Origin of the sequence: Glutamicibacter creatinolyticus (genome assembly GCF_006094275.1) — a bacterium.
Taxonomy (GTDB): domain Bacteria; phylum Actinomycetota; class Actinomycetes; order Actinomycetales; family Micrococcaceae; genus Glutamicibacter; species Glutamicibacter creatinolyticus.
In genome coordinates, this window is the sequence record NZ_CP034412.1 from 2,422,865 (window position 1) to 2,442,440 (window position 19,576).

Below are 19,576 nucleotides of genomic sequence, written 5' to 3' on the forward strand. Positions count from 1 at the left end.
GAACCGGAAGGTTAACCTCAGGCCAACGGACGCTGTGCCAGGTCCTGTCCGGCCAGGATGGCGTAGCAGCTTTCCAGGCGCTGCATCCAGCGCTGCCGGCCTTCGGGTTCCACGCTGTAGTGACGCAGCTTCTGCCGGCTGACGCCGGGGCGGCGCACCTGCAGGTAGCCGGCTTCGGCCAGCAGCGGCTGCTCGGTGACGTCATCCTTGTACAGGGTGCCGGTGGACAGCCCGCAGGCATACTTCAGCTCCGGCAGGCTGGCGGCCAGTGCCGCGCCCTGGCCCAGCCCCACCGAGGTGTCCAGGGCGCTGGAGACGACCGCGTCCAGCCCGGCCTCGGCCACGATCTGCAGGGCCTGGCGGATGCCGCCCAGCGGCTGGGCCTTGATGACCATCAAGTCCGCCGCACCCTTGCGGGAAACCTCCAACGGGTCGGTGTGCTTGCGCACCGATTCGTCGGCGGCGATCTTCAGGTCAATGTGCCGTGCGGCCAGGTCCTCGCGCAGCCGGGCCAGGTCATCGATGCCCGGTACCGGCTGTTCGGCGTATTCCAGGTCGTATTCACTCAGCCGGGCCAGGGCGGCGACGGCCTGCTGGGCGGTCCATCCGGCGTTGGCGTCCACGCGCAGCGCCGCCTGCGGGTAGAGGCGCCGGGTTTCGGCGACCCGGGCAATGTCGTCCTGCAGGATTTGGCCGCGTTCGGCGACCTTGATCTTGATGGTGTGCGGCGCGTCGTACTGTTCCAGCACCCGGCCGACCTGTTCGGTGCTCACCGCCGGGAGGGTGGCGTTGACCGGGATGCGCTGCACCGTGGTCTCCGGGTAGGGCTGGTAGGCGGACTCGATGGCGGCGGCCAGCCAGCGGCTGGCTTCGGCCGGTTCGTACTCCAAGAAGGGGGAGAACTCTCCCCAGCCGGCCGGTCCCTGCAGCAGCAGGGCCTCACGTTCGACCACTGCCCGGAACTTCACGCGCAGCGGCAGGCGCACCACAAACGAGTTGGCTTTGAGTTCATCGAGGCTGGGCAGTTGGTTCTCCATGCCTACCAGCCTAGGACAATGTGTTCGGTATCGCGTATCGGGCGGGCTGTGGGGCGACTTGATGTGTGACAATCTGGAAACATGCGAGATTCCAGGCGAGTGAAAGGGCCGCGCCATCTGAAGTGGTGGTGGGCGCTGCTGCTGCTGGGCGTGGTGGGCTGCGTGGAGTACCTGTTCTTCGTTCGGCTGCGTCCGGGCCAGTGGGCCGATGAGGCCGCGTTCCTGGCCTGGGTGAACTGGTGGCCGCGCACCGGACTGGATTCGCCGGTGCGGGCGTTCTTGGATCTGCTGCCGGCCATGTGCGCGGTGATTGCGGTGCTGTTCCTGATCTATCGGGTGATCCGGGACCGAAGTTTCGTGCGGGCGGCGGTGGCCAGCCTGGCGGCGGTGGCGGCCGTGGGCAGCACCCAGCTGCTCAAGCATTTTGTCCTGGAGCGCCCGGATTTCAATTTCGGCACCGCCATGAACTCCTTCCCGTCCGGGCACACCACCACCGCCGCGGCGGCCATGGGGCTGATGTATGTGATCTCCCCTCCCCGGCTTCGCCCGGTCGTGGGGCCCTTCGCCTGGGGCTTTGCCACGGTCACCGGGCTGGCGACACTGATTTCCGGCTGGCACCGGCCCTCGGACATCGCCGCCGGTTTCGTGATGGCCGGGTGGTGGATGGTCATTGGCTGCGCCATCCTGCAGGCCCGCCAGCCGCTGGCGGCAAAGGTGAAGAGCACCGCCTGGTCACGGCGGGCCGGGCTGCTCGCCCTGCTGGCCTGGGCGGCGGTCATCGCCCTGTCCTGGCTGCTGCCCCACCCGCACATCAAGCAGATCCCGGACCCGCTGCTGGTGCTCTATGCGGGGCTGGGGATCGCACACATCGTGGCCAGTGCCCTGCTGAGCGGGCTGTGCCTGCGTTCGGTGGTGCTCGGCCCGGCGCGCCGGCGCTGATGGCCTAGCCGGCGCGGCGGGTGCGGGGAATGAAGTAGCCAAAGATTCCGGCCCCCAGCACCGAGATCCCGCCCAGCGCCCATACCCCCGCACCCAGGGTGCCAACCGCGACCAGGCCCGAGAGCAGCACCGGGCCGGCCATGGCCCCGGCATCGGACATCAGGCGCCACAGGCCCAGGAACTTTGCCCGGCCCACCGGCGGTGAATAATCCGCCCCGAGGGTCATCACGATCCCCGAGCCGATCCCGTTGCCGAACCCCAGCAGCATGGATACCGCCAACATGGCGCCCGCGGTGTGGGTCAGCGGCAGCAGGAACAGCGCCAACGCCATGGTGGCCATGCACGGCACCGCCACCCAGGCCCGGCCCCGCTTGTCCATGACCTTGCCCGCCGGGTAGAAGATGAGCATGTCAATCGCCCCGGACAGGCCGTAAATCAGGGAAATGGTGGCCGCGTCCAGGCCAATGTTCTCGCCCCACAACGGCAGCACCACCTGCCGGGTGGCGCGGACCGCGGAAATGCACACCACCCCCAGCCCCAACCCCAGCAGGATCCGCCACTGGGCCTTGGCAATGGACAGCATCGAGGTGCCGTTCGGGGTGTTGCCGGCGGCCGGCTCGGCACGGGTGGCCAGTTCCGGGATCCACAGGCACACGACCATGGCGGTGAGCATGGCCAGCAGGCCCACCCAGTACGCCCCGGTCAGCCCCAGCCACTTCATGGCCAGGGTCGCGGCGAAGGGCCCGATGAACACGCCGATGCGCATCACCCCGCCGAGCATGGACAGGGCCCGGGCCCTGAATTCCATGGGCACCGCCTCGGCCAGGTAGCTTTGCCGGGCCAGGTTGAACACGGCCCCGGCCATCCCCAGCATGCCCACCCCCAGGGCAAAAAGCCCCAGGTTGCTGGGGACAATGCCCAGCACCATGCCCAGGCTCGCCCAGGCTGCGGCCAGCACCATGGAAATGCGTTCCCCGTAGCGGGTGGTCAACACGGCGGCGGGCACGTTGGCCAGCAGGGAGCCGACCCCAACCAGGGTGACAATCAGTGCTGCGGTGGCGGTATCCGCCCCGCGACCGAGCGCCGCCAGTGAAATGATCGGGGCCACGGCCCCCACCCCCACCCCGTAGAGCAGGGAGGGTGAGTAGACCTTCAGCGCCAGGGGACGCAGGCTGAAGGGTTGTTCGCTCATGCTCCAATCCTACGCACCAGCCCCGCCACCACCGGCGGGGCTGGGCGCCTTGATAGGCTAATCGCGCGGTTCGGCCTGGTGCATGCGGGCCAGCAACTGGTCGCGAACGGCCTCGGAGTCCTCCATGGTCACGGCAAAGCGCTTGTCCCCGGTGGTGTGCACCACCAGCCCGTCCATGGCGCGGAACACGATGGCCGAGCCGCCGGGGAAGAACCGCCAGCCCCAGCCGCCCCACTGCCCCGGGGCGATCCACTCACTGTCCACGCTCTGGATCTGCCGCAGCGGGATCCGGCGCATCGTGAAGCCCAGAATCCCCGAGGTCACCAGCAGCCCCTTCTCATCCACCCGCACGGTTATGCGGCACACCCCCAACAGCAGCGCCAGGGCGAACAACAGCAGCACGGGTCCGGTCAGCAGGCCGAGCACCCCACCGTTCTCCGCCGACCCGTCGAGCACAAAGAACATGACCACGGTGAACACCAGCAGACCCGCGCTCAGGACCCACAGCCACACCGGCGCGTTCACGCTGCGCTGCAGGGGCTGCTGCGCCACGGGCAGCGCCTGGGGAAGTTCCCGTCCCTGCCCCTGGGCGATCCGTTCATCGCGTTCCTGCTTCATCCCCCGGTTCGCCTGCTGGTACACGCCGCTGATCCAGGCCGGCACCAGGCCGAGCAGCGAACCGGCGATCAGCACCAGGATCCAGGCGCCCAACTGCGCCTGTGCCGGGTCCCCGGCCAGCACGGTCGGCAGCACGCAGCCGATGAACATGGTTCCGCTCGTCCAGGCCGCCAGGCCGCCCAGGAACAGCATCAGCAGCTGGGCCGTGGGACGCTTGGCCCCCATCCCGGCCAGGCCCAGCAGCGCCCCGGCCGCGGCAATCCCCAGGCACACCCCGTAGAACGAGCCGAAGCTGCTGAAGCCATCCGGGTAGTCCAGCCCCGACCAGTGGGTGGCCACGACCTTAGGAGCCTGCGCGCCCAGCAGCATCCGGGTGACCAGCACCGCCACCGCCGGCACGAGCAGCAACAGTGAACTCACCGCCCGGTGCTTGACGGTAACCGGTCCTGTGGGCTGCTTCATGGCTCTTCCTCGGGCTTGTGGGGTCAGCGCCGCGGCATCCGCTGCCGCCGCTGTTTGCATGGACCAGCACCAAAATAGTTGCAGGTCACATCATTCTTTGCTTTTGATCCTCTCCCGCGCGGCCCCGGTGGGGCAAATCCCGAGCCGAAAGAGTCCTCCGGGGTTAAAAGCACGACGCCCGGCTCGAAAGCCGGGCGTCGTGCTCCACGCCGGGTGGCGGTGGCCGCTACAGTGAAATGACCGCGTGCTGCGGGTTGGTCATCGCATCGGCGACGAAGCGCAGGAAGCCTGCCGCGGTGCCGCCATCACACACGCGGTGGTCGAAGCTGAGCGTCAGCTCGCAGATCGAACGCACCTTGACCTTGCCCTTGACCACCCAGGGACGTTCCACGACCCGGCCGATGCCCAGGATGGCGGCCTCCGGGTAGTTGATGATCGCCGCGGAGCCATCCACGTTGAACACCCCGTAGTTGTTGATGGTGAAGGTGCTGCCGGACAGGTCCGACACCCCGGCCTTGCCTTCGCGGGCCAGCGAGGCCAGGCGGGCGAACTCGGCCGAGAGCTGCTGTGCGTTCAGCTGGTGGGCGCCGCGCACGTTGGGGACCACCAGGCCCCGCTCGGTTTGCGCGGCGAAGCCCAGGTTCACCCCCTCAAAACGGGTCTGGGTCAGCTGCCCGTCGGCCCCCACCTCGATGCGGCTGTTCAGTTCCGGGAACTGCTTCAGGCCCAGCACCGCGAAGCGGGAGATGATGGCCAGCATGCTCGGGGCGCTGCCGGCACTTTCCTTGACCTTGGCGCGCAGCTTCAGCAGCTTGGTGACATCCACATCCACCCAGACGGTGGCCTCGGGAATCTCCCGGCGCGAGGTGCTCATCGCGTTGGCGATGGTGCGCCGCACGCCGGAGAGCACCGTGGATTCGGCCACCGGCAGGCCGGTGCGTGAATCGGTCTGCCCGGCGCCGACCGGGGCACTGGCCGCCGCAGCCGGGGCCGGGGTGGCTGCCGGGGCCGGGGTGCTGGCCGCCGCCGGGGCTGCGGAGTCGATGCGGGACTGGATGTCGCTGCGCAGCACCATCCCGTTCTGGCCGGTGCCCTGCACGGTGGCGATGTCGATCCCGTGATCGCGCGCCATCTTGCGCACGATCGGGTTGATCACCAGCGGGGCCTGCTCATTGGCCGGTCCGGGGGTGGTGATCACGCTGCCGGCGCGCGGGCGGCGCCGGCGGCTGCCGGTGGACTTGGCCGCGCCGGTGCCGTAGCCGATCAGCACGTTGCCGCTGCCCTCGTCCTCGGCCTGCGGGGCCGTGGTTCCGGCACGCTCCTCCTCACGGTAGGACAGTGCCCCCTCGGCCGGCTCGGAGTCCGCGGGCGAACCGGAGTCCTGGCCGCCGGTTTCCCCGGCCTCGGTGGCCACGGAGATGAACGGCTCGTCAACCAGCATCATCTGCCCGGCTTCCCCGTGCAGCTGGTGCACCACGCCCTCGAACGGGCAGGGGATCTCCACCAGCGACTTGGCGGTCTCCACCTCGGCGATGGGCTGGTCCACGGCCACGGTGTCCCCCGCGGCGACCATCCAGCGCACCAGTTCGGCCTCGGTCAGGCCCTCCCCCAGATCGGGGAGCAGGAATGTCTTGATCACGTTAGGCCTCCCATTGCAGTTGGTCGACGGCGTCGAGGATGCGCTCGGCGCTGGGCAGGTGGTGCTTTTCCAAGGTGGGGGCCGGGTACGGGATGTCGAACCCGGTCACCCGCAGCACCGGGGCCGCCAGCGAGTGGAAGCAGCGCTCCTGGATCCTGGCGGTGATTTCACTGGCCACGGACACGAAGCCCTGGGCTTCGCCGATCACCACGGCTCGTCCGGTCTTGCGTACCGAGGCGGCCACGGTCTCATCATCGAACGGCACAATGGTGCGCACGTCGATGACTTCCAGGTTCCGGCCCTCCTCGGCGGCGATCTTGGCCGCCTCCAGGGCGGTGGACACGCTCGGGCCGTAGGCCACCAGGGTGGCGTCGGTGCCCGGGCGGGCGATGCGGGCGGTGCCCTCGGTCTTCGCCGCGCGCTGCGCCTCGTACTGCCGGGCCAGGTCCTCCAGGTCCACCTGGTCCTTGGTCCAGTACAGCTTCTTCGGCTCAAAGAACACCACCGGGTCCGGGGAGTCGATGGCCTCGCGCAGCATCAGGTAGGCGTCCTGCACGGTGGAGGGGGTGAAGACCTTCAGCCCCGGGGTGTGGGCGTAGTAGGCCTCGGAGGAGTCGCAGTGGTGCTCCACCCCGCCCACGCCGCCGGCGTAGGGGATGCGGATGACCATCGGCAGCGGCAGGCGGCCCTGGGTGCGGTTGCGCATCTTGGCCACGTGCGAGGCGATCTGTTCGAAGGCCGGGTAGGCGAATGCGTCGAACTGCATCTCAATCACCGGGCGCATCTCATTCATGGCCATGCCCACGGCCATGCCCACGATGCCCGATTCGGCCAGCGGGGTGTCAAAGCAGCGGTGGGAACCGAACCGGGCGGTCAGCCCGTCGGTGATGCGGAAGACCCCGCCAAGCACTCCGACGTCCTCGCCGAAGATGACCACCGACTCATCCGCGCTCAGCGCGTCGGCCAGGGCGGTGTTCAGGGCCTTGCCGAAGGTCACCGGCTGGTTGGCCGCGGCCTTGGCTGCGGCGGCGTGTGCGGTTTCGGCGCTGACGTTGCCGTTCTCGGCTGATGCGGTTGCAGTCACCTTATGCCTCCTCGCGGGCTAGTTCGTCGGCCAGCAGTGCGGACTGTTCCTTCAGCTGGGCGGTGGGGGTCGAATACACGTGGTTGAACAGCTCCAGCGGGTCGGTGTCCGCGTCCTGGTTCATCCCGTCGCGCAGGGTCTTGGCCACGGTTTCGGCGTGGTCGGTGATCCGCTGCGTGGCCTCGGACTCCAGCAGCCCGGAGTCGGCCAGGTAGGCTTCCATGCGCTTGACCGGATCCTTGGCCACCCATTCGGCCACCTCCGCGTCCTCGCGGTAGCGCTTGTCGTCATCGGCGTTGGTGTGCGCCTGCATGCGGTAGGTGTGGGCCTCGATCATCAGCGGGCCGGAGCCCTCGCGGGCCAGGCGCACGGCGCGGCCCATTACGGCCATCAGTGCGATCAGGTCGTTGCCGTCCACGCGTTCGCCGGCCATGCCGTAGCCCACGGCCTTGTGGGCCAGCGACGGGGCAACCGACTGATGGGAAAGCGGCACGGAGATGGCGTACTTGTTGTTCTGCACGAAGAAGATCACCGGCAGGTTGAACACGGCGGCGAAGTTCAGGGCCTCGTGGAAGTCGCCTTCACTGGTCGCGCCGTCGCCGCACATGGCCACCACCACGGTGTTCTCCCCGCGCAGCTTTGCGGCGTGGGCAACACCCACCGCGTGCAGCAACTGGGTGGTCAGCGGGGTGGACATCGGGGCCACCTGGTACTGCTTCGGGTCATAGCCGCAGTGCCATTCGCCGCGGAAGCTGGTCATGACCTCCATCGGGGCCACACCCTTGGTCATCACCGCCACCGAGTCCCGATAGGTCGGGAAAAGCCAGTCGCCATCCTGCAGGCACAGCGCGGCAGCGACCTGGCAGGCCTCCTGCCCGTGGCTGGAGGGGTAGACGGCCATGCGGCCCTGGCGGACCAGGGCCGAGTTCTGGTCGTTGACCCGTCGCCCGACCACCAGCGCCTCGTAGGCGCGCAGCAGTTCGGCGGGGCTGGGCAGCGGGTACTCGTGCCCCGGTTCCGCGCCCTGCTCCTCGGTGGAGCGCAGCGAGCCGTCCGGGTTCAGCAGATTGATCATGTGCCGTGCCGGCAGCATGTAGTCCTCGGGGGAAATGCCGAATTTGCGGCTGACTTCAGTGATGAGGTCTTCGCGGGGTTCGGTGCTCATGGCAACCCACCTTTCCTGACCGGGTGCGTGACCCACCACAGAGGGTCGTGTGAAATCACTCACCAATACATTCTTTGTTCACAATTATGGGTAACGATGACTATTCGTCGCCAGTCCGGCGGCTGATCCCAGAAAGTTGCGGGAATATTCCCTATACTCGTAGACGAATAGTTCATTCATCAGGGCTTTGACGAGAACTCGTCCGCCCGCAGTTTCAGGAGCTTTGGTGAGCAAGGAAACCGAGATCAAACTCGATGACGTGGATCATGCGATCCTGGCCGAATTGACCCGGGACGGACGCCAGTCGGTGACCACCGTGGCACAGCGGGTGCACGTCTCGCGGGCCCACGCCTATTCACGCATTGCCCGCCTGCAGGACGCCGGGGTGATCACCCGGTACACGGCGGTCATCGACCCGGTCAAGGCGGGACTGAAGGCCAGCGCCTATGTCACCCTGAAGCTGCGCCAGCATTCGTGGCGGGAGCTGCGGGACCATCTGGCCTCCATCCCGGAGGTGCACCACGTGGGCCTGGTGGGCGGGAACTTCGATGTGATCCTGCTGGTGCGGGCCAAGGACAACCTGGACCTGCGCCGGGTGGTCTTTGAACGCCTCCAATCCCTGCCCACCGTGCTTGACACCCAGACGCTGCTGATTTTCGAGGACGCCGACACCCGGTAGGGGGCGTCCAGCAGCCCCCTGGGCCGGCCGCTGTTCCGGCGCCTTGCCCCTCCGGCTGGGCGCGGTGCCGGTCAACGCAGGCAGCCTCCGGGAAAAGACGGTGTCTTTGCCGGAGGCTGCGTGCGGTCGGTGGCGGTGTTCGCCAGTGCTGTCAGCCGCGGCCGGTGAACCGCGGCGCGCGCTTTTCCTGGAAGGCTTTGAAGCCCTCGCCGTAGTCGGCGGTGTCGCACAGGGCCGCCTGGGCCTTGTTCTCTGCGCGCATGGACGCCCACAGCCCCACCCGCTCGTCACGGATCTGGGCGACCAGTTCTTTGGAGGCCACGAACGCCTGGGTGGCGCCGTTGGCGACCCGGGCCACGATCTGCCCGGTCTGCTCCAGCAGCTGCTCCGCGGCGAAGGCCCGGGAGAACAGCCCGGAGCGCACCGCCTCGGTGCCGGAAATCAGTTCGGCGGTATAGATCAGATCCAGGGTCCGGTGGGCGCCGAGCCGTTCGGTGAACAACCAGTGACCGCCCGAATCCAGGGTGGCGCCCAGGTTGGCGAACGGGGAGCCGATCTTCGCGTTCTCGGCCACGTAGACCACGTCGGTGGCTACGGCCAGGCCCAGCCCGACGCCCAGGCAGGCGCCGTGCACCGCGGCGAACGTCGGGGCGGGAAACGCCGACATCTTCTGCAGCAGCGGCTGCACCTTGCCGTCGAGGTAGCCCATGACGTCATCATCTGCCGGGTTCACCCCGGAGATGTCCCGTCCGGCACAAAACCCGCGGCCCTCCCCACGCAGCAGCAGGGCGCGCACCTGACCGGACTGCACCTGGGCGGCCGCCTGGTCATAGGCCTCGGACAGTTCGGCCAGGGCCGCCTCGTCCAGCGCGTTCATCTTCTGCGGTGCGTTCAGCACCACGGTGGCCACCGAATCGGCAATGTTCAGTTCGATCATCGGGCGGCTCCTAGGCGTCGAAGTCGACGGTGACTTTGTCACTGGTCGGATGGGACTGGCAGGTCAGCACGTAGCCGGCCTCGATCTCGTCCGGCTCCAGCGCGTAGTTTTCGGCCATCTTCACGCTGCCGCAAGTGACCTTCGCGCGGCAGGTGCCGCACACCCCGCCGGCGCAGGCGAACGGAACGTCCGGGCGGACCCGCAGCGCGGCGTTCAGCACGGTCTCATTGGTGCGCACCGGGGACTTGACCTCACCCTGCAGCCCATCGAGCTTGAAGGTGATTTCGTAGCTTTCCTCGTTCTCATCCACCTCGACCGGGCGGCCGATCTGGCCCTGCGGCCGGTTCGGCTCACCGGTGGTGAACAGTTCGAAGCGGACCTTGTCGGCCGGGACCTGCAGCTCGGAGAGCTGGTCGCGCACCAGCTGGACCAGTTCGAAGGGACCGCACAGGAACCATTCGTCCACATCGTCGTGCGGGATGACGGAGTTCAGCAGTGCGGTGAGCTTCTCGGCGTCAATGCGCCCGGAGAGCAGCGGGGAGATGCGCTGCTCCCGGCTGAGCACGTGGTGCAGGGCCATCCGTGAGGGATAGCGGTCCTTCAGGTCCGCCAGCTCCTCCAGGAACATCACGTCCATGGCGGCCTTGTTCGCGTAGATCAGGTCAAAGCGCGTGTTCTCGTTGGCTTCCAGGATGGTGCGGGCAATGGCCAGCACCGGGGTGATCCCGCTGCCCGCGGCAACGGCCACGAAGTGGTCCTGGGTGAGCGTATCCACGCTGGTCGGGTCGTTCATCCCGGTGAGCTTGTGCTTGGAGATGAAGGCGCCGGCCGGGCTCATCACATCGATCTGCTCGCCGGCCTCCAGTTCCTCGTTCGCCCAGGTGGAGAACACCCCGCCCAGGTCGCGCTTGATCGCGACCTTGATCTCGCTGCCGGTCGGTGCGGCACAGATCGAGTAGGAGCGGCGCACTTCCTGCAGCTCGCCCTCGGCGTTGGGCAGTTCCTTGCGCAGGGCCACGTACTGCCCGGCGACGTAGTCGTATTCCTCGGACAGCTCCGGCGGGATCGCGAAGGTCACCTCGATGGAGTCCTTGGTCAAGCGCCGGACCTCGGAGACGGTCAACCGGTGGAAGGTGGCCCGCCGGCGCGTCGGTGTGGTTTGTTCAGTCATGAAAGCACCTTGAAGTAGTCGAAAGGTTCCAAACAGTCGCTGCAGGTGTACAGCGCCTTGCACGCGGTCGAACCGAAGCGGGCGAGTTCACGGGTCTTCAGGGAGTGGCAGCGCGGGCATTTCACGCTCAGCCCCAGGGTCACCGGGCCGCGGTGGCCGGTGCCGGTGGGCGGGGCAATGCCGTATTCGCTGAGTTTGCGTTTGCCGTCCTCGCTCATCCAGTCGGTGGTCCAGGCCGGTGAGAGCACCAGCTTGACGTCCACCTTATGGTAACCGGCGTCCTCGAAGGCGTGGTGCAGGTCCTGGGTGATCACGTCCATGGCCGGGCAGCCGGAGTAGGTCGGTGTGATGGTCACCTGGACGGTGCCATCCTCCAGCTGCTCGACCCTGCGCAGGATCCCCAGATCGGCGATGCTCAGCACGGGGATCTCCGGGTCATTGACCTTGGAGGCGATGTGCTGCAGCTTCTCGTGATCGGTGCTCATGCTTTGCTTCGTCATCTCTGCTCACCCATTCGGTTCGAAAAGATTGCTACCAGGTCGCGCCCGGGTGCTTGCGGGCCAGGACCTGCATTTCGGCCAGAATGTAGCCCAGGTATTCCGAGTGTTCGCCCTGGCGTCCGCGGCACATGGCCTGCGGCACCTGCGGGGCTTCCAGTCCGGCGGCGTCCAGGACGCGGGTGATTTCCGCATCCCAGGCTGCGCGCAGGGTGGAGGGGCGCACGGCGATGCCCTCAAGCTCATCGTGCAGCGGCTCGTCGGCGAACATCTCCGAGACGTAGGGCCACATGATTTCCAGTGCGTGGCGCATCTTGGCGGCCGATTCCTCGGTGCCAAGGCCCAGGCGGATGGTCCACTGCTCGGCGTGGTCGTGGTGGTAGTGCACTTCCTTCTCGGCCTTGGCGGCGATGGCCGCCAGGGTTTCATCCGAAGAGTTCATCAGCTCACGGTAGAGCAGCATCTGGAAGGTCGAGACGAACAGCATCCGGATGATCGTCACCCCGAAGTGCCCGTTGTCCTGCTCCACGATGTGCAGGGAGGTGAAGTCCTCTTCCTCACGGAAGTAGGCCAGCTCATCCTCGGTCTTGTCCCACGCCAGCCCAGCGTAGGTCAGGAACGAGCGGGCGTGGCCCAGCAGGTCCAGGGTGATGTTCCCCAGTGCCACGTCCTCTTCGAGTTCCGGGGCGCGTGAGACCCAGTGGGCCATGCGCTGGGAGAGGATGAGCGAGTCGTCCCCCAGGCGCAGCGCGTACTGGGCGACCGCCTCGGAGGGCTTGACCCCATCCTGGGCGATGTCCTCCGGGCGCAGCGCGTTGCCCGGGGTGACCCGGGTGGCCGAGGCCAGCGCGTCGCCGAAGCTGTCCAGGGTGGCATCCAGTTCATCGGACTTCACAGGTGCTTCACCCCTTCGCTGGCCTTGTAGTAGGTGGCGTGGCGGTAGTCCTTGCCCTTGGGCGATTCAAAGAATTCATCCTTCGCCCCCGGGTCGGAGGAGATGATGTCATCGGACTTCACGACCCACAGCGACACACCTTCGTTGCGCCGGGTGTACAGATCCCGTGCATTGCGCACGGCCATCTGGGCGTCCGGTGCGTGCAGCGAACCGGCATGTACGTGGGACAGGCCACGGGAGGAACGCACGAAGACTTCCCACAGCGGCCACTGGTTCTTCTGGGTGCTCATCGTTTAGGCGACCTCACTTTGTGCTTGCTTGTTGGCGTATGCTGCGGCGGCTTCGCGCACCCAGGCACCTTCGCGGTGGGCGGCGCGGCGGCGCTCCATGCGGTGGGCGTTCATCGGACCGCCACCCTTGATCACGCTCATGAACTCATCCCAGTTCAGATCCTTGTGGATCCACTTGCCCGACTCCTGATCGAAGCGCAGTTCCGGGTCCGGCAGGGTCAGGCCCAGCACCTTGACCTGTTCGGCGATCATGCCCACGAAACGCTGGCGCAGGTCGTCGTTGGAGAAGCGCTTGATCTTCCAGGCCATGGACTGCTTGGAGTTCGGGGACTGCTCATCAGGCGGCCCGAACATCATCAGCGAGGGCTCGTAGAAGCGGTTGATGGCGTCCTGGGCCATCTTCTTCTGCGCCTCGGTGCCGCGGGAGAGGGCCAGCAGGATCTCGAACCCCTGGCGCTGGTGGAAGGACTCTTCCTTGCAGATGCGCACCATGGCCCGGCCGTACGGGCCATAGGAGGCGCGGCACAGCGGCACCTGGTTGGCGATGGCCGCACCATCGACCAGCCAGCCGATGGCCCCCATGTCCGCCCATGTGCGGGCCGGGTAGTTGAAGATCGAGGAGTACTTGGCCCGGCCGGTGAGCAGCTGCTCGTTCAGCTCATCGCGTGCGGTGCCCAGGGTCTCGGCCGCCGAGTACAGGTACAGGCCGTGGCCCGCCTCGTCCTGCACCTTGGCGATCAGGATGGCCTTGCGCTTCAGCGACGGGGCGCGGGTGATCCAGTTGGCTTCTGGCTGCATGCCGATGATTTCCGAGTGCGCGTGCTGCGAGACCTGGCGGGTCAGGGTCTTGCGGTAGGCCTCGGGCATCCAGTCGCGGGGCTCGATGCGCGAATCGTCGTCGATGATGGCATCGAAACGGGCCTGCGACTGCTGTTCCTCATAACTGGGAACGGCGCTAAGCTGCGAATCATTCTGTGTGGTTGCGGCCATGGTTCACCTCACTGATGTCAAAGATATTTACCGACCGTTCGTTCAGTATATTGGTGAGTCACGCATCACGTCAACATGAGTCACCGCTTACAGCACAAGCTGCGCCGCACGGCCCGCTCCCCCGCCCAATGGCCGGAAGCGGCCGGCGAAATCCGCAGGTTCTTCCGGCCCCTTGCCCTCCCGCCGGCGGTAGTCGCCTCCCAACACGAAGGCGCCCGCCCCGGTCTCCGGCCCCAAGGGCCAGGACACCGGAACGGGCGCCGTCTGCGTGGCGGCAGCCAGCCGTTAGAGCACCTTGGACAGGAAGTCCTGGGTGCGGGCCTGCTGCGGGTTGCCGAACAGCTCGGAGGGGACGTTTTCCTCGCACACCACTCCGTCGGCCATGAACACCACCCGGTCGGCCACCTCGCGGGCAAAGCCCATCTCGTGGGTGACCAGCACCATCGTCATGCCCTCATCGGCCAGTTCCTTGATCACCTGCAGCACCTCACCGACCATTTCCGGGTCCAGGGCGCTGGTGGCCTCGTCGAAGAGCATGATGCCCGGGCTCATCGCCAGCGCGCGGGCAATCGCCACACGCTGCTTCTGCCCACCGGAGAGGGAGGCGGGGCGGGCATCGGCCTTCTCCTCCAGCCCCACCCGGCGCAGCAGCTCCAGGGCGCGGGTGCGGGCCTCGGAACGCGACATCTTGCGCAGCTCCACGGGGGCGAGCATGATGTTCTGCGCCACCGACATGTGCGGGAACAGGTTGAAGTGCTGGAAGACCATGCCCACGTGGCGGCGGACCTCATTGATGTCCACCTTGGGGTCGGTGACGTCAAAGCCATCGACCACCACGGTGCCGCCGGTGATTTCCTCCAGCTTGTTCAGGCACCGCAGCAGCGTGGACTTGCCCGACCCGGAAGGCCCGATCACGCAGACCACCTCGCCCTCGGCCACCTGCAGGTCAATGCCCTGCAGCACCTCGTTGCTGCCAAAGGACTTGCGCAGCCCCTCGACCTGGATCTTCGGTTGGCGTGACCGCTTTTCGCTGACTTCACTCACTTGTTAAACCTCCGATCGGCGAAGTTCGCCAGTTTGGTCAGGGCCAGGATGGCCACCAGGTAGATCACGGCCACGATCAGCAGCGTCTCGGTGACCCGGAAGTTCGCCGCGTAGATCTGCTGGCCCTGGTAGAGCAGTTCGCCAAAACCGATGGCCAGCAGCAGTGAGGAGTCCTTGAGCATGATGATCAGCTGGTTGATCAGCGACGGGGTCATGATCTTGAACGCCTGCGGGATCACGACCTTCTGCATTGACTTGCCGTATCCCAGGCCCAGCGAGCGGGAGGCCTCCAACTGTCCAGGGTCCACCGACTGCACGCCGCCGCGCACGATTTCGGCGATGTAGGCCGCGCCGTTCAGGGACAGGGTCAGCACGCCGGCCACCCAGATGTTCACGCTCTGCCCGATCAGCTGGGCCAGACCGAAGTAGAAGAAGAACGCCCACACCAGGATCGGGGTGCCGCGGAAGAGGTTGATGAAGCCGGTGGCCAGTCCGCGGGCGAAGATGTTGCGGGAGATCTTCAGGAATCCGAAGAGCAGACCCAGCGCCATCGCCACCACGAAGGAGATCCCGGTGACCACCAGGGTGTTCTTCAGACCCATCATCAGGGCCGGGAAGGACTGCTTGAGCAGGTCGAAGAAGCCGCCGGAACTGGAGGCGGCCGGATCGGCCAGGTAGGAGTCCAGGATCTTGTCGTACTCCCCGCTGTCCTTCAGCTTGGCCAGCCCGTCATTGAAGGCGGCCAGCAGCGCGGAGTTCTTGCCCTTGTTCACCGCGAACCCGTAGGATCCGGCCGGCTCCTTCTCGGTCACGGTCTTCAGCCCGTTGCCCTGGGCGATGCCGTAGGCCAGCACCGGATAGTCATCGAAGACCGCCACCGCGGTGCCGGCCTTGACCGACTCATACATGGTGGCCGACTGGTCCAGCGACTTGACCTCGAACCCGTATTCGTCGGCGATCGACTTGGCGAAGGTTTCCCCCTCGGAGCCGGTCTTGGCGACCACGGTCTTGCCCTTGAGGTCCTCGTAGCCCTTGATGTCCTCGTTGCCGCGTTCGATGGCCATCTGGATGCCGGACTCGAAGTAGGGTTCGGAGAAGTCGTAGACTTCCTTGCGCTCGTCGGTGATCGACATGCCGGCGATCACGCCGTCGACCTGGTTTGAGCTCAGCGCCTGCAGGGCCGCGTTGAAGCCCAGGGAGCGGATCTCAACATTGAACCCCTCCTCCTCGGCGATGGCGCGCAGCAGGTCCATGTCGATGCCCACCAGATCCCCGCCCTGGCGGAACTCAAAGGGGGCGAAGGTGGTGTCGGTGCCGATGACGAAGGTCTTGCCCTCGACGCCGTCCTCGGGCTGGGCCACGGCGCCGGGGACGCCGATGACCAGGGCCAGCATGGCCAGTAGGGTGCTGGCCAGCCAGCGGCGCCACTGCCGCGGGCCGCTGGCCCGGCGCGGTCGCAGTTGCTCTGGCCGCGCAGAATTCTGTGTAGTTGTCACCAAGTTTCACTCTTTCTTCCAAGGTGCGGTTCCAAGGTGTTGTGCTTGTTATCTGGGTCATACCTCCTTGCTTTAGCCTAAAGCCATCGGTGAGTAGAAGGTACCCGCCGCGCTTTGGCGATCCTCCGGCCGGGGCGACGCGCCGGTTCGCGCAGGGCTAGATCCATCCCCGGCAGGGCGATGGTGGGTTTAGATGGGATCATGCATTCCGAATCGAAGATCCCGCACCCCCCGGTGGCCGCCAAGCGCCCGACCAGCCGCACCCACCACGGTGATACCTTCACCGATGACTATGAATGGCTGCGCGAGAAGCAGAACCCGCAGGTCATCGAGCACCTCCAGGCCGAGAATCGCTACACCGAGGCGATCAGCGCGAACCAGGAGCAGCTGCGCCAGGAGATCTTCGATGAGATCAAGTCCCGCACGGTGGAAACCGACCTGTCGGTTCCCACCCGGCGCCGCGGCTGGTGGTACTTCACCCGCTCCGTGGAGGGCCAGCCCTACCTGATCCACAGTCGGGTCAAGGCCGCGGACACCGGGGACCTGGAGGCGGACTGGACCCCGCCGGTGATTGACCCGGCCGCCGAGCTGCCCGGGGAGCAGGTGCTGGTGGACGGCAACCGGCTGGCCGAGGGCGAATCCTTCTTCGCGCTGGGCGGGATGGCCATCAATGAGACGAGCAACCTGCTGGCCTACTGCGTGGACACCACCGGGGATGAGCGCTTCACCCTCTACCTGAAGGACCTGCAGACCGGGCAGCTGCTGGCTGACACCATCGAGGGCGTGTTCTACGGGTTGGCCTTCTCCCCCGATTCGCGCCGCGTGTTCTACACCGTGGTGGATGAGACCTGGCGCCCCCACCAGATCCGGGCACACGTGCTGGGCACCGACCCGAGTAAGGATGCGGTGATTTTCCAGGAAGATGACCCGGGCATGTGGCTGGGCTTTGAGCTCAGCGCCGACCGGGAGCACCTGCTGATCTCCAGCGGCAACTCCGAATACTCCGAGACCAGCGTGCTGGATCTGCGGGATCCGGCCGCCGAGGTCCAGCTGCTGGTGGACCGTTCCCTGCGCCTGCTGCACGCGGTGGACCTGCTGCCCGGCGAGCGCGCCGACGAGGTGCTGATTACCCACGACCACCAGGCACCGAACAACCGGATCTCCCTGGTGCCCCGCGATCAACTCGGTGCCGCAGCCGATCCCGGGCAGTGGCCCGATGTGGTGCCGCACCGGCCCACCGTCAAATGCGAGGGCGCTCTGATCACCGCCACCCACCTGGTGCTCTCGGTGCGCCGGGACACCTGCGAGCGGGTGGAGCTGCTGCCGCTGCAGGGGCTGGGCACCGACGCCCAGCAGCCAGTGCTGGAGCCGCAGTTCGAGGAGCAGCTGTTCACCGCCTCCCCGGTGTTCGCCTCCCTGGAATCCCCGGTCGCGCGCATCGCCTACACCTCGGACTTCACGCCGGCCCGGGTCTATGACCTGGTCCTGGAGGACCACCGGCTACTGTTGCGCAAGCAGACCCCGGTGAACAACTATGACGCGGCCAACTACCGGGCCACCCGGCACTGGGCCAGCGCCGCGGACGGGACCCAGATCCCGCTGACCGTGATGCACCGGGTAGATGTGGATCTCTCCCGCCCGCAGCCCACCCTCATCTACGGGTACGGATCCTATGAGATGTCCATGGACCCGGGCTTTGGCATCCCCCGGCTGAGCCTGCTGGACCGCGGGGTGGTGTTCGTGGTGGCCCACGTGCGCGGCGGCGGCGAACTGGGACGCGACTGGTACCTGCAGGGCAAGAAGCTGAACAAGAAGAACACGTTCACCGATTTCGTGGACGCCACCACCTACCTGATCGAGAAGGGCATCGCCGACCCGCAGCGGATCGTGGCGTTGGGCGGTTCGGCTGGCGGGCTGCTGATGGGCGCGGTCGCGAACCTCGCCCCGCAGCTGTACGCGGGCATCATCGCCCAGGTGCCGTTCGTGGATGCGCTGACCTCCATCCTGGATCCGGAGCTGCCGCTCTCGGCCCTGGAGTGGGAGGAATGGGGCAACCCGATCCAGGACCGCGAGGTGTACGAGTACATGAAGTCCTACTCCCCGTATGAGAACATCCGCCCGGTGCCCTACCCGCGCATCGCCGCGGTCACCTCCCTGCACGACACCCGGGTGCTGTATGTGGAGCCGGCCAAGTGGGTGGCGAAGCTGCGTGAGGTGGGCACCGGCACCAAGCCGATCGTGCTGAAGACCGAGATGGAAGGCGGGCACGGCGGTGCCTCCGGCCGCTACGAGGGCTGGAAGAACCGGGCGTGGGATTATGCGTTCGCCCTCGATGCCCTGGGGCTGAACCCGGCCGGGAACAGCTGATGAGCTCCCCGCGGCCGGTGGAACTGCAGTGGCTGGAGCATGCCCGGTGGTGCGCCGAACCGGCGTTCACCAGGCTGCTTGGACTGGCCGCGGACCCACCGGACGCGGCACGGCTGCAGGGCCTGGTGCAGCACTGCGCGCAGCTGCACCTGCTCGGGGCGTTTGCCTCCCCCGGAGAGTTGGTGGGCCTGGCCGCCTACCGGCGCCGTCCGGGGCAGTGTGTGGAACTGGAATACCTGGCGGTGCTGCCGCAGGCGCAGCACCGCCAGGTGGCTTCGGCCCTGGTGCAGGCGCTGCGCACGGCCGAGCAGGCCACGGTGGTGGCCGCCACGGATGATGACGCCATCGGCTTCTACCGGGCCCGCGGCTTTCTGGTTTCCCGGGCGCCGCGGGATCCGCGCTGGCCCGCGGCCACCCGCTACTGGTGCACGCTGGCGCACCCGGCCGCCCTGCGTCAGCGGCCCACCGGCGATCCGGGGCTTCAGTATCTTGACGGGGCACCGGCCCCGGGCAGCATCCAGGTGGTGCCCGCCGACCCGGGCTGGGCGCAGCACTTTGAGCAGCTGGCCGAGCGCCTGCGCCGGGCCCTGGGGGCCACCGCGCAGGTGGTTGAGCATGTGGGCTCGACCTCGGTGCCTGCGCTGGCGGCCAAGCCGGTCATTGACATCAACCTGCTGGTGGATGATCCGCGGGACGAGGATTCCTACGTGCCGCAGCTGCGCGCGGCCGGGCTGCTGTTCTGGTTGCGGGAGCCGGGCTGGCACCAGCACCGGTTGTTCAAGCAGCTGGCCACCGGCAGCACGCTGGAGGCCAATATCCACCTCTTCGCGCTGGGCAGCGCCGAGCACTGCCGGATGGTGCTGCTGCGTGACCGGTTGCGCTCCGACCCGGCCATGCGGCGGGCGTACGCTCGGGCCAAGCTCGACGCGGCCGGCCAACTCAATGAGCGCACCGCTCACCAGGGTCTGGTCATGGACTACAACCGGATCAAGGAGCCGTTCATCCTGGGCCTGCTGGAGCAAATCGTCCACGGATTCCCGGAAGACTCTTTGCCCACCACGGCGTGAAACAGTA

At 67.1% G+C, this 19,576-nt stretch carries 18 protein-coding genes; 4 read left to right on the forward strand and 14 right to left on the reverse strand.

What is annotated here, in order from left to right; genetic code table 11:
* Window positions 1-17: 17 nt before the first annotated feature.
* On the reverse strand, window positions 18-1,037 hold the full coding sequence (locus tag GcLGCM259_RS11135) for an o-succinylbenzoate synthase (protein ID WP_138177023.1): 1,020 nt from the start codon (window positions 1,035-1,037) through the stop codon (window positions 18-20).
* Between the two features lie 99 nt (window positions 1,038-1,136).
* Between GcLGCM259_RS11135 and GcLGCM259_RS11140 the strand changes: the two genes are divergently transcribed.
* Window positions 1,137-1,976, forward strand: coding sequence for a phosphatase PAP2 family protein (locus GcLGCM259_RS11140; RefSeq protein WP_175419406.1), 840 nt, complete (start codon window positions 1,137-1,139; stop codon window positions 1,974-1,976).
* Between the two features lie 4 nt (window positions 1,977-1,980).
* On the opposite strand, the gene GcLGCM259_RS11145 is transcribed toward GcLGCM259_RS11140, so the two are convergent.
* The 5 genes from GcLGCM259_RS11145 to pdhA form a co-directional block, all read right to left on the reverse strand.
* A complete protein-coding gene (locus tag GcLGCM259_RS11145) occupies window positions 1,981-3,168 on the reverse strand; it encodes an MFS transporter (RefSeq protein WP_138926637.1) in 1,188 nt (395 codons plus the stop codon).
* A gap of 57 nt (window positions 3,169-3,225) precedes the next feature.
* On the reverse strand, window positions 3,226-4,248 hold the full coding sequence (locus GcLGCM259_RS11150) for a hypothetical protein (protein WP_138926638.1): 1,023 nt from the start codon (window positions 4,246-4,248) through the stop codon (window positions 3,226-3,228).
* A 226-nt stretch (window positions 4,249-4,474) separates the two neighbouring features.
* Window positions 4,475-5,884 (reverse strand): dihydrolipoamide acetyltransferase family protein, encoded by a 1,410-nt coding sequence (locus tag GcLGCM259_RS11155; protein WP_138927240.1) that lies wholly within the window; start codon window positions 5,882-5,884, stop codon window positions 4,475-4,477.
* Window positions 5,885-5,888: 4 nt separating this feature from the next.
* Window positions 5,889-6,971 (reverse strand): alpha-ketoacid dehydrogenase subunit beta, encoded by a 1,083-nt coding sequence (locus GcLGCM259_RS11160; RefSeq protein WP_138926639.1) that lies wholly within the window; start codon window positions 6,969-6,971, stop codon window positions 5,889-5,891.
* 1 nt (window position 6,972) lies between these two features.
* Window positions 6,973-8,136 (reverse strand): pyruvate dehydrogenase (acetyl-transferring) E1 component subunit alpha, encoded by a 1,164-nt coding sequence (gene pdhA, locus GcLGCM259_RS11165; RefSeq protein WP_138926640.1) that lies wholly within the window; start codon window positions 8,134-8,136, stop codon window positions 6,973-6,975.
* Window positions 8,137-8,362: 226 nt separating this feature from the next.
* Here pdhA and GcLGCM259_RS11170 point away from each other — a divergent pair, with 226 nt between their 5' ends.
* The gene (locus GcLGCM259_RS11170) at window positions 8,363-8,815 is read left to right on the forward strand and encodes an Lrp/AsnC family transcriptional regulator (protein ID WP_171021222.1); all 453 of its coding nucleotides are present in this window, start codon (window positions 8,363-8,365) and stop codon (window positions 8,813-8,815) included.
* Between the two features lie 151 nt (window positions 8,816-8,966).
* On the opposite strand, the gene GcLGCM259_RS11175 is transcribed toward GcLGCM259_RS11170, so the two are convergent.
* The 8 genes from GcLGCM259_RS11175 to GcLGCM259_RS11210 form a co-directional block, all read right to left on the reverse strand.
* Window positions 8,967-9,752 carry an enoyl-CoA hydratase/isomerase family protein gene (locus GcLGCM259_RS11175; RefSeq protein WP_138177005.1) on the reverse strand — a complete coding sequence of 262 codons (786 nt, stop codon included), beginning with the start codon at window positions 9,750-9,752 and terminating at the stop codon, window positions 8,967-8,969.
* A gap of 10 nt (window positions 9,753-9,762) precedes the next feature.
* Window positions 9,763-10,923: a 1,2-phenylacetyl-CoA epoxidase subunit PaaE gene (gene paaE / locus GcLGCM259_RS11180; RefSeq protein WP_138177002.1), complete on the reverse strand. Its 1,161-nt coding sequence runs from the start codon at window positions 10,921-10,923 to the stop codon at window positions 9,763-9,765.
* On the reverse strand, window positions 10,920-11,408 hold the full coding sequence (gene paaD, locus GcLGCM259_RS11185; RefSeq protein WP_138926641.1) for a 1,2-phenylacetyl-CoA epoxidase subunit PaaD: 489 nt from the start codon (window positions 11,406-11,408) through the stop codon (window positions 10,920-10,922). The genes paaE and paaD overlap by 4 nt, the downstream gene beginning before the upstream one ends.
* A gap of 46 nt (window positions 11,409-11,454) precedes the next feature.
* A complete protein-coding gene (gene paaC / locus GcLGCM259_RS11190) occupies window positions 11,455-12,315 on the reverse strand; it encodes a 1,2-phenylacetyl-CoA epoxidase subunit PaaC (protein WP_138176999.1) in 861 nt (286 codons plus the stop codon).
* Window positions 12,312-12,605: a 1,2-phenylacetyl-CoA epoxidase subunit PaaB gene (gene paaB, locus GcLGCM259_RS11195; RefSeq protein ID WP_138176996.1), complete on the reverse strand. Its 294-nt coding sequence runs from the start codon at window positions 12,603-12,605 to the stop codon at window positions 12,312-12,314. Before paaB ends, paaC begins: the two co-directional genes overlap by 4 nt.
* Window positions 12,606-12,608: 3 nt before the next feature.
* Window positions 12,609-13,595 (reverse strand): 1,2-phenylacetyl-CoA epoxidase subunit PaaA, encoded by a 987-nt coding sequence (paaA, locus tag GcLGCM259_RS11200; protein WP_138176993.1) that lies wholly within the window; start codon window positions 13,593-13,595, stop codon window positions 12,609-12,611.
* Between the two features lie 285 nt (window positions 13,596-13,880).
* The gene (locus GcLGCM259_RS11205) at window positions 13,881-14,639 is read right to left on the reverse strand and encodes an amino acid ABC transporter ATP-binding protein (protein WP_138176990.1); all 759 of its coding nucleotides are present in this window, start codon (window positions 14,637-14,639) and stop codon (window positions 13,881-13,883) included.
* A complete protein-coding gene (locus GcLGCM259_RS11210; RefSeq protein ID WP_138177583.1) occupies window positions 14,636-16,033 on the reverse strand; it encodes an amino acid ABC transporter substrate-binding protein/permease in 1,398 nt (465 codons plus the stop codon). The genes GcLGCM259_RS11205 and GcLGCM259_RS11210 overlap by 4 nt, the downstream gene beginning before the upstream one ends.
* A gap of 303 nt (window positions 16,034-16,336) precedes the next feature.
* Between GcLGCM259_RS11210 and GcLGCM259_RS11215 the strand changes: the two genes are divergently transcribed.
* Window positions 16,337-18,502: a S9 family peptidase gene (locus GcLGCM259_RS11215; protein WP_138926642.1), complete on the forward strand. Its 2,166-nt coding sequence runs from the start codon at window positions 16,337-16,339 to the stop codon at window positions 18,500-18,502.
* Window positions 18,502-19,569 (forward strand): GNAT family N-acetyltransferase, encoded by a 1,068-nt coding sequence (locus GcLGCM259_RS11220; RefSeq protein ID WP_138176985.1) that lies wholly within the window; start codon window positions 18,502-18,504, stop codon window positions 19,567-19,569. The genes GcLGCM259_RS11215 and GcLGCM259_RS11220 overlap by 1 nt, the downstream gene beginning before the upstream one ends.
* The last annotated feature ends 7 nt before the right edge of the window (window positions 19,570-19,576 follow it).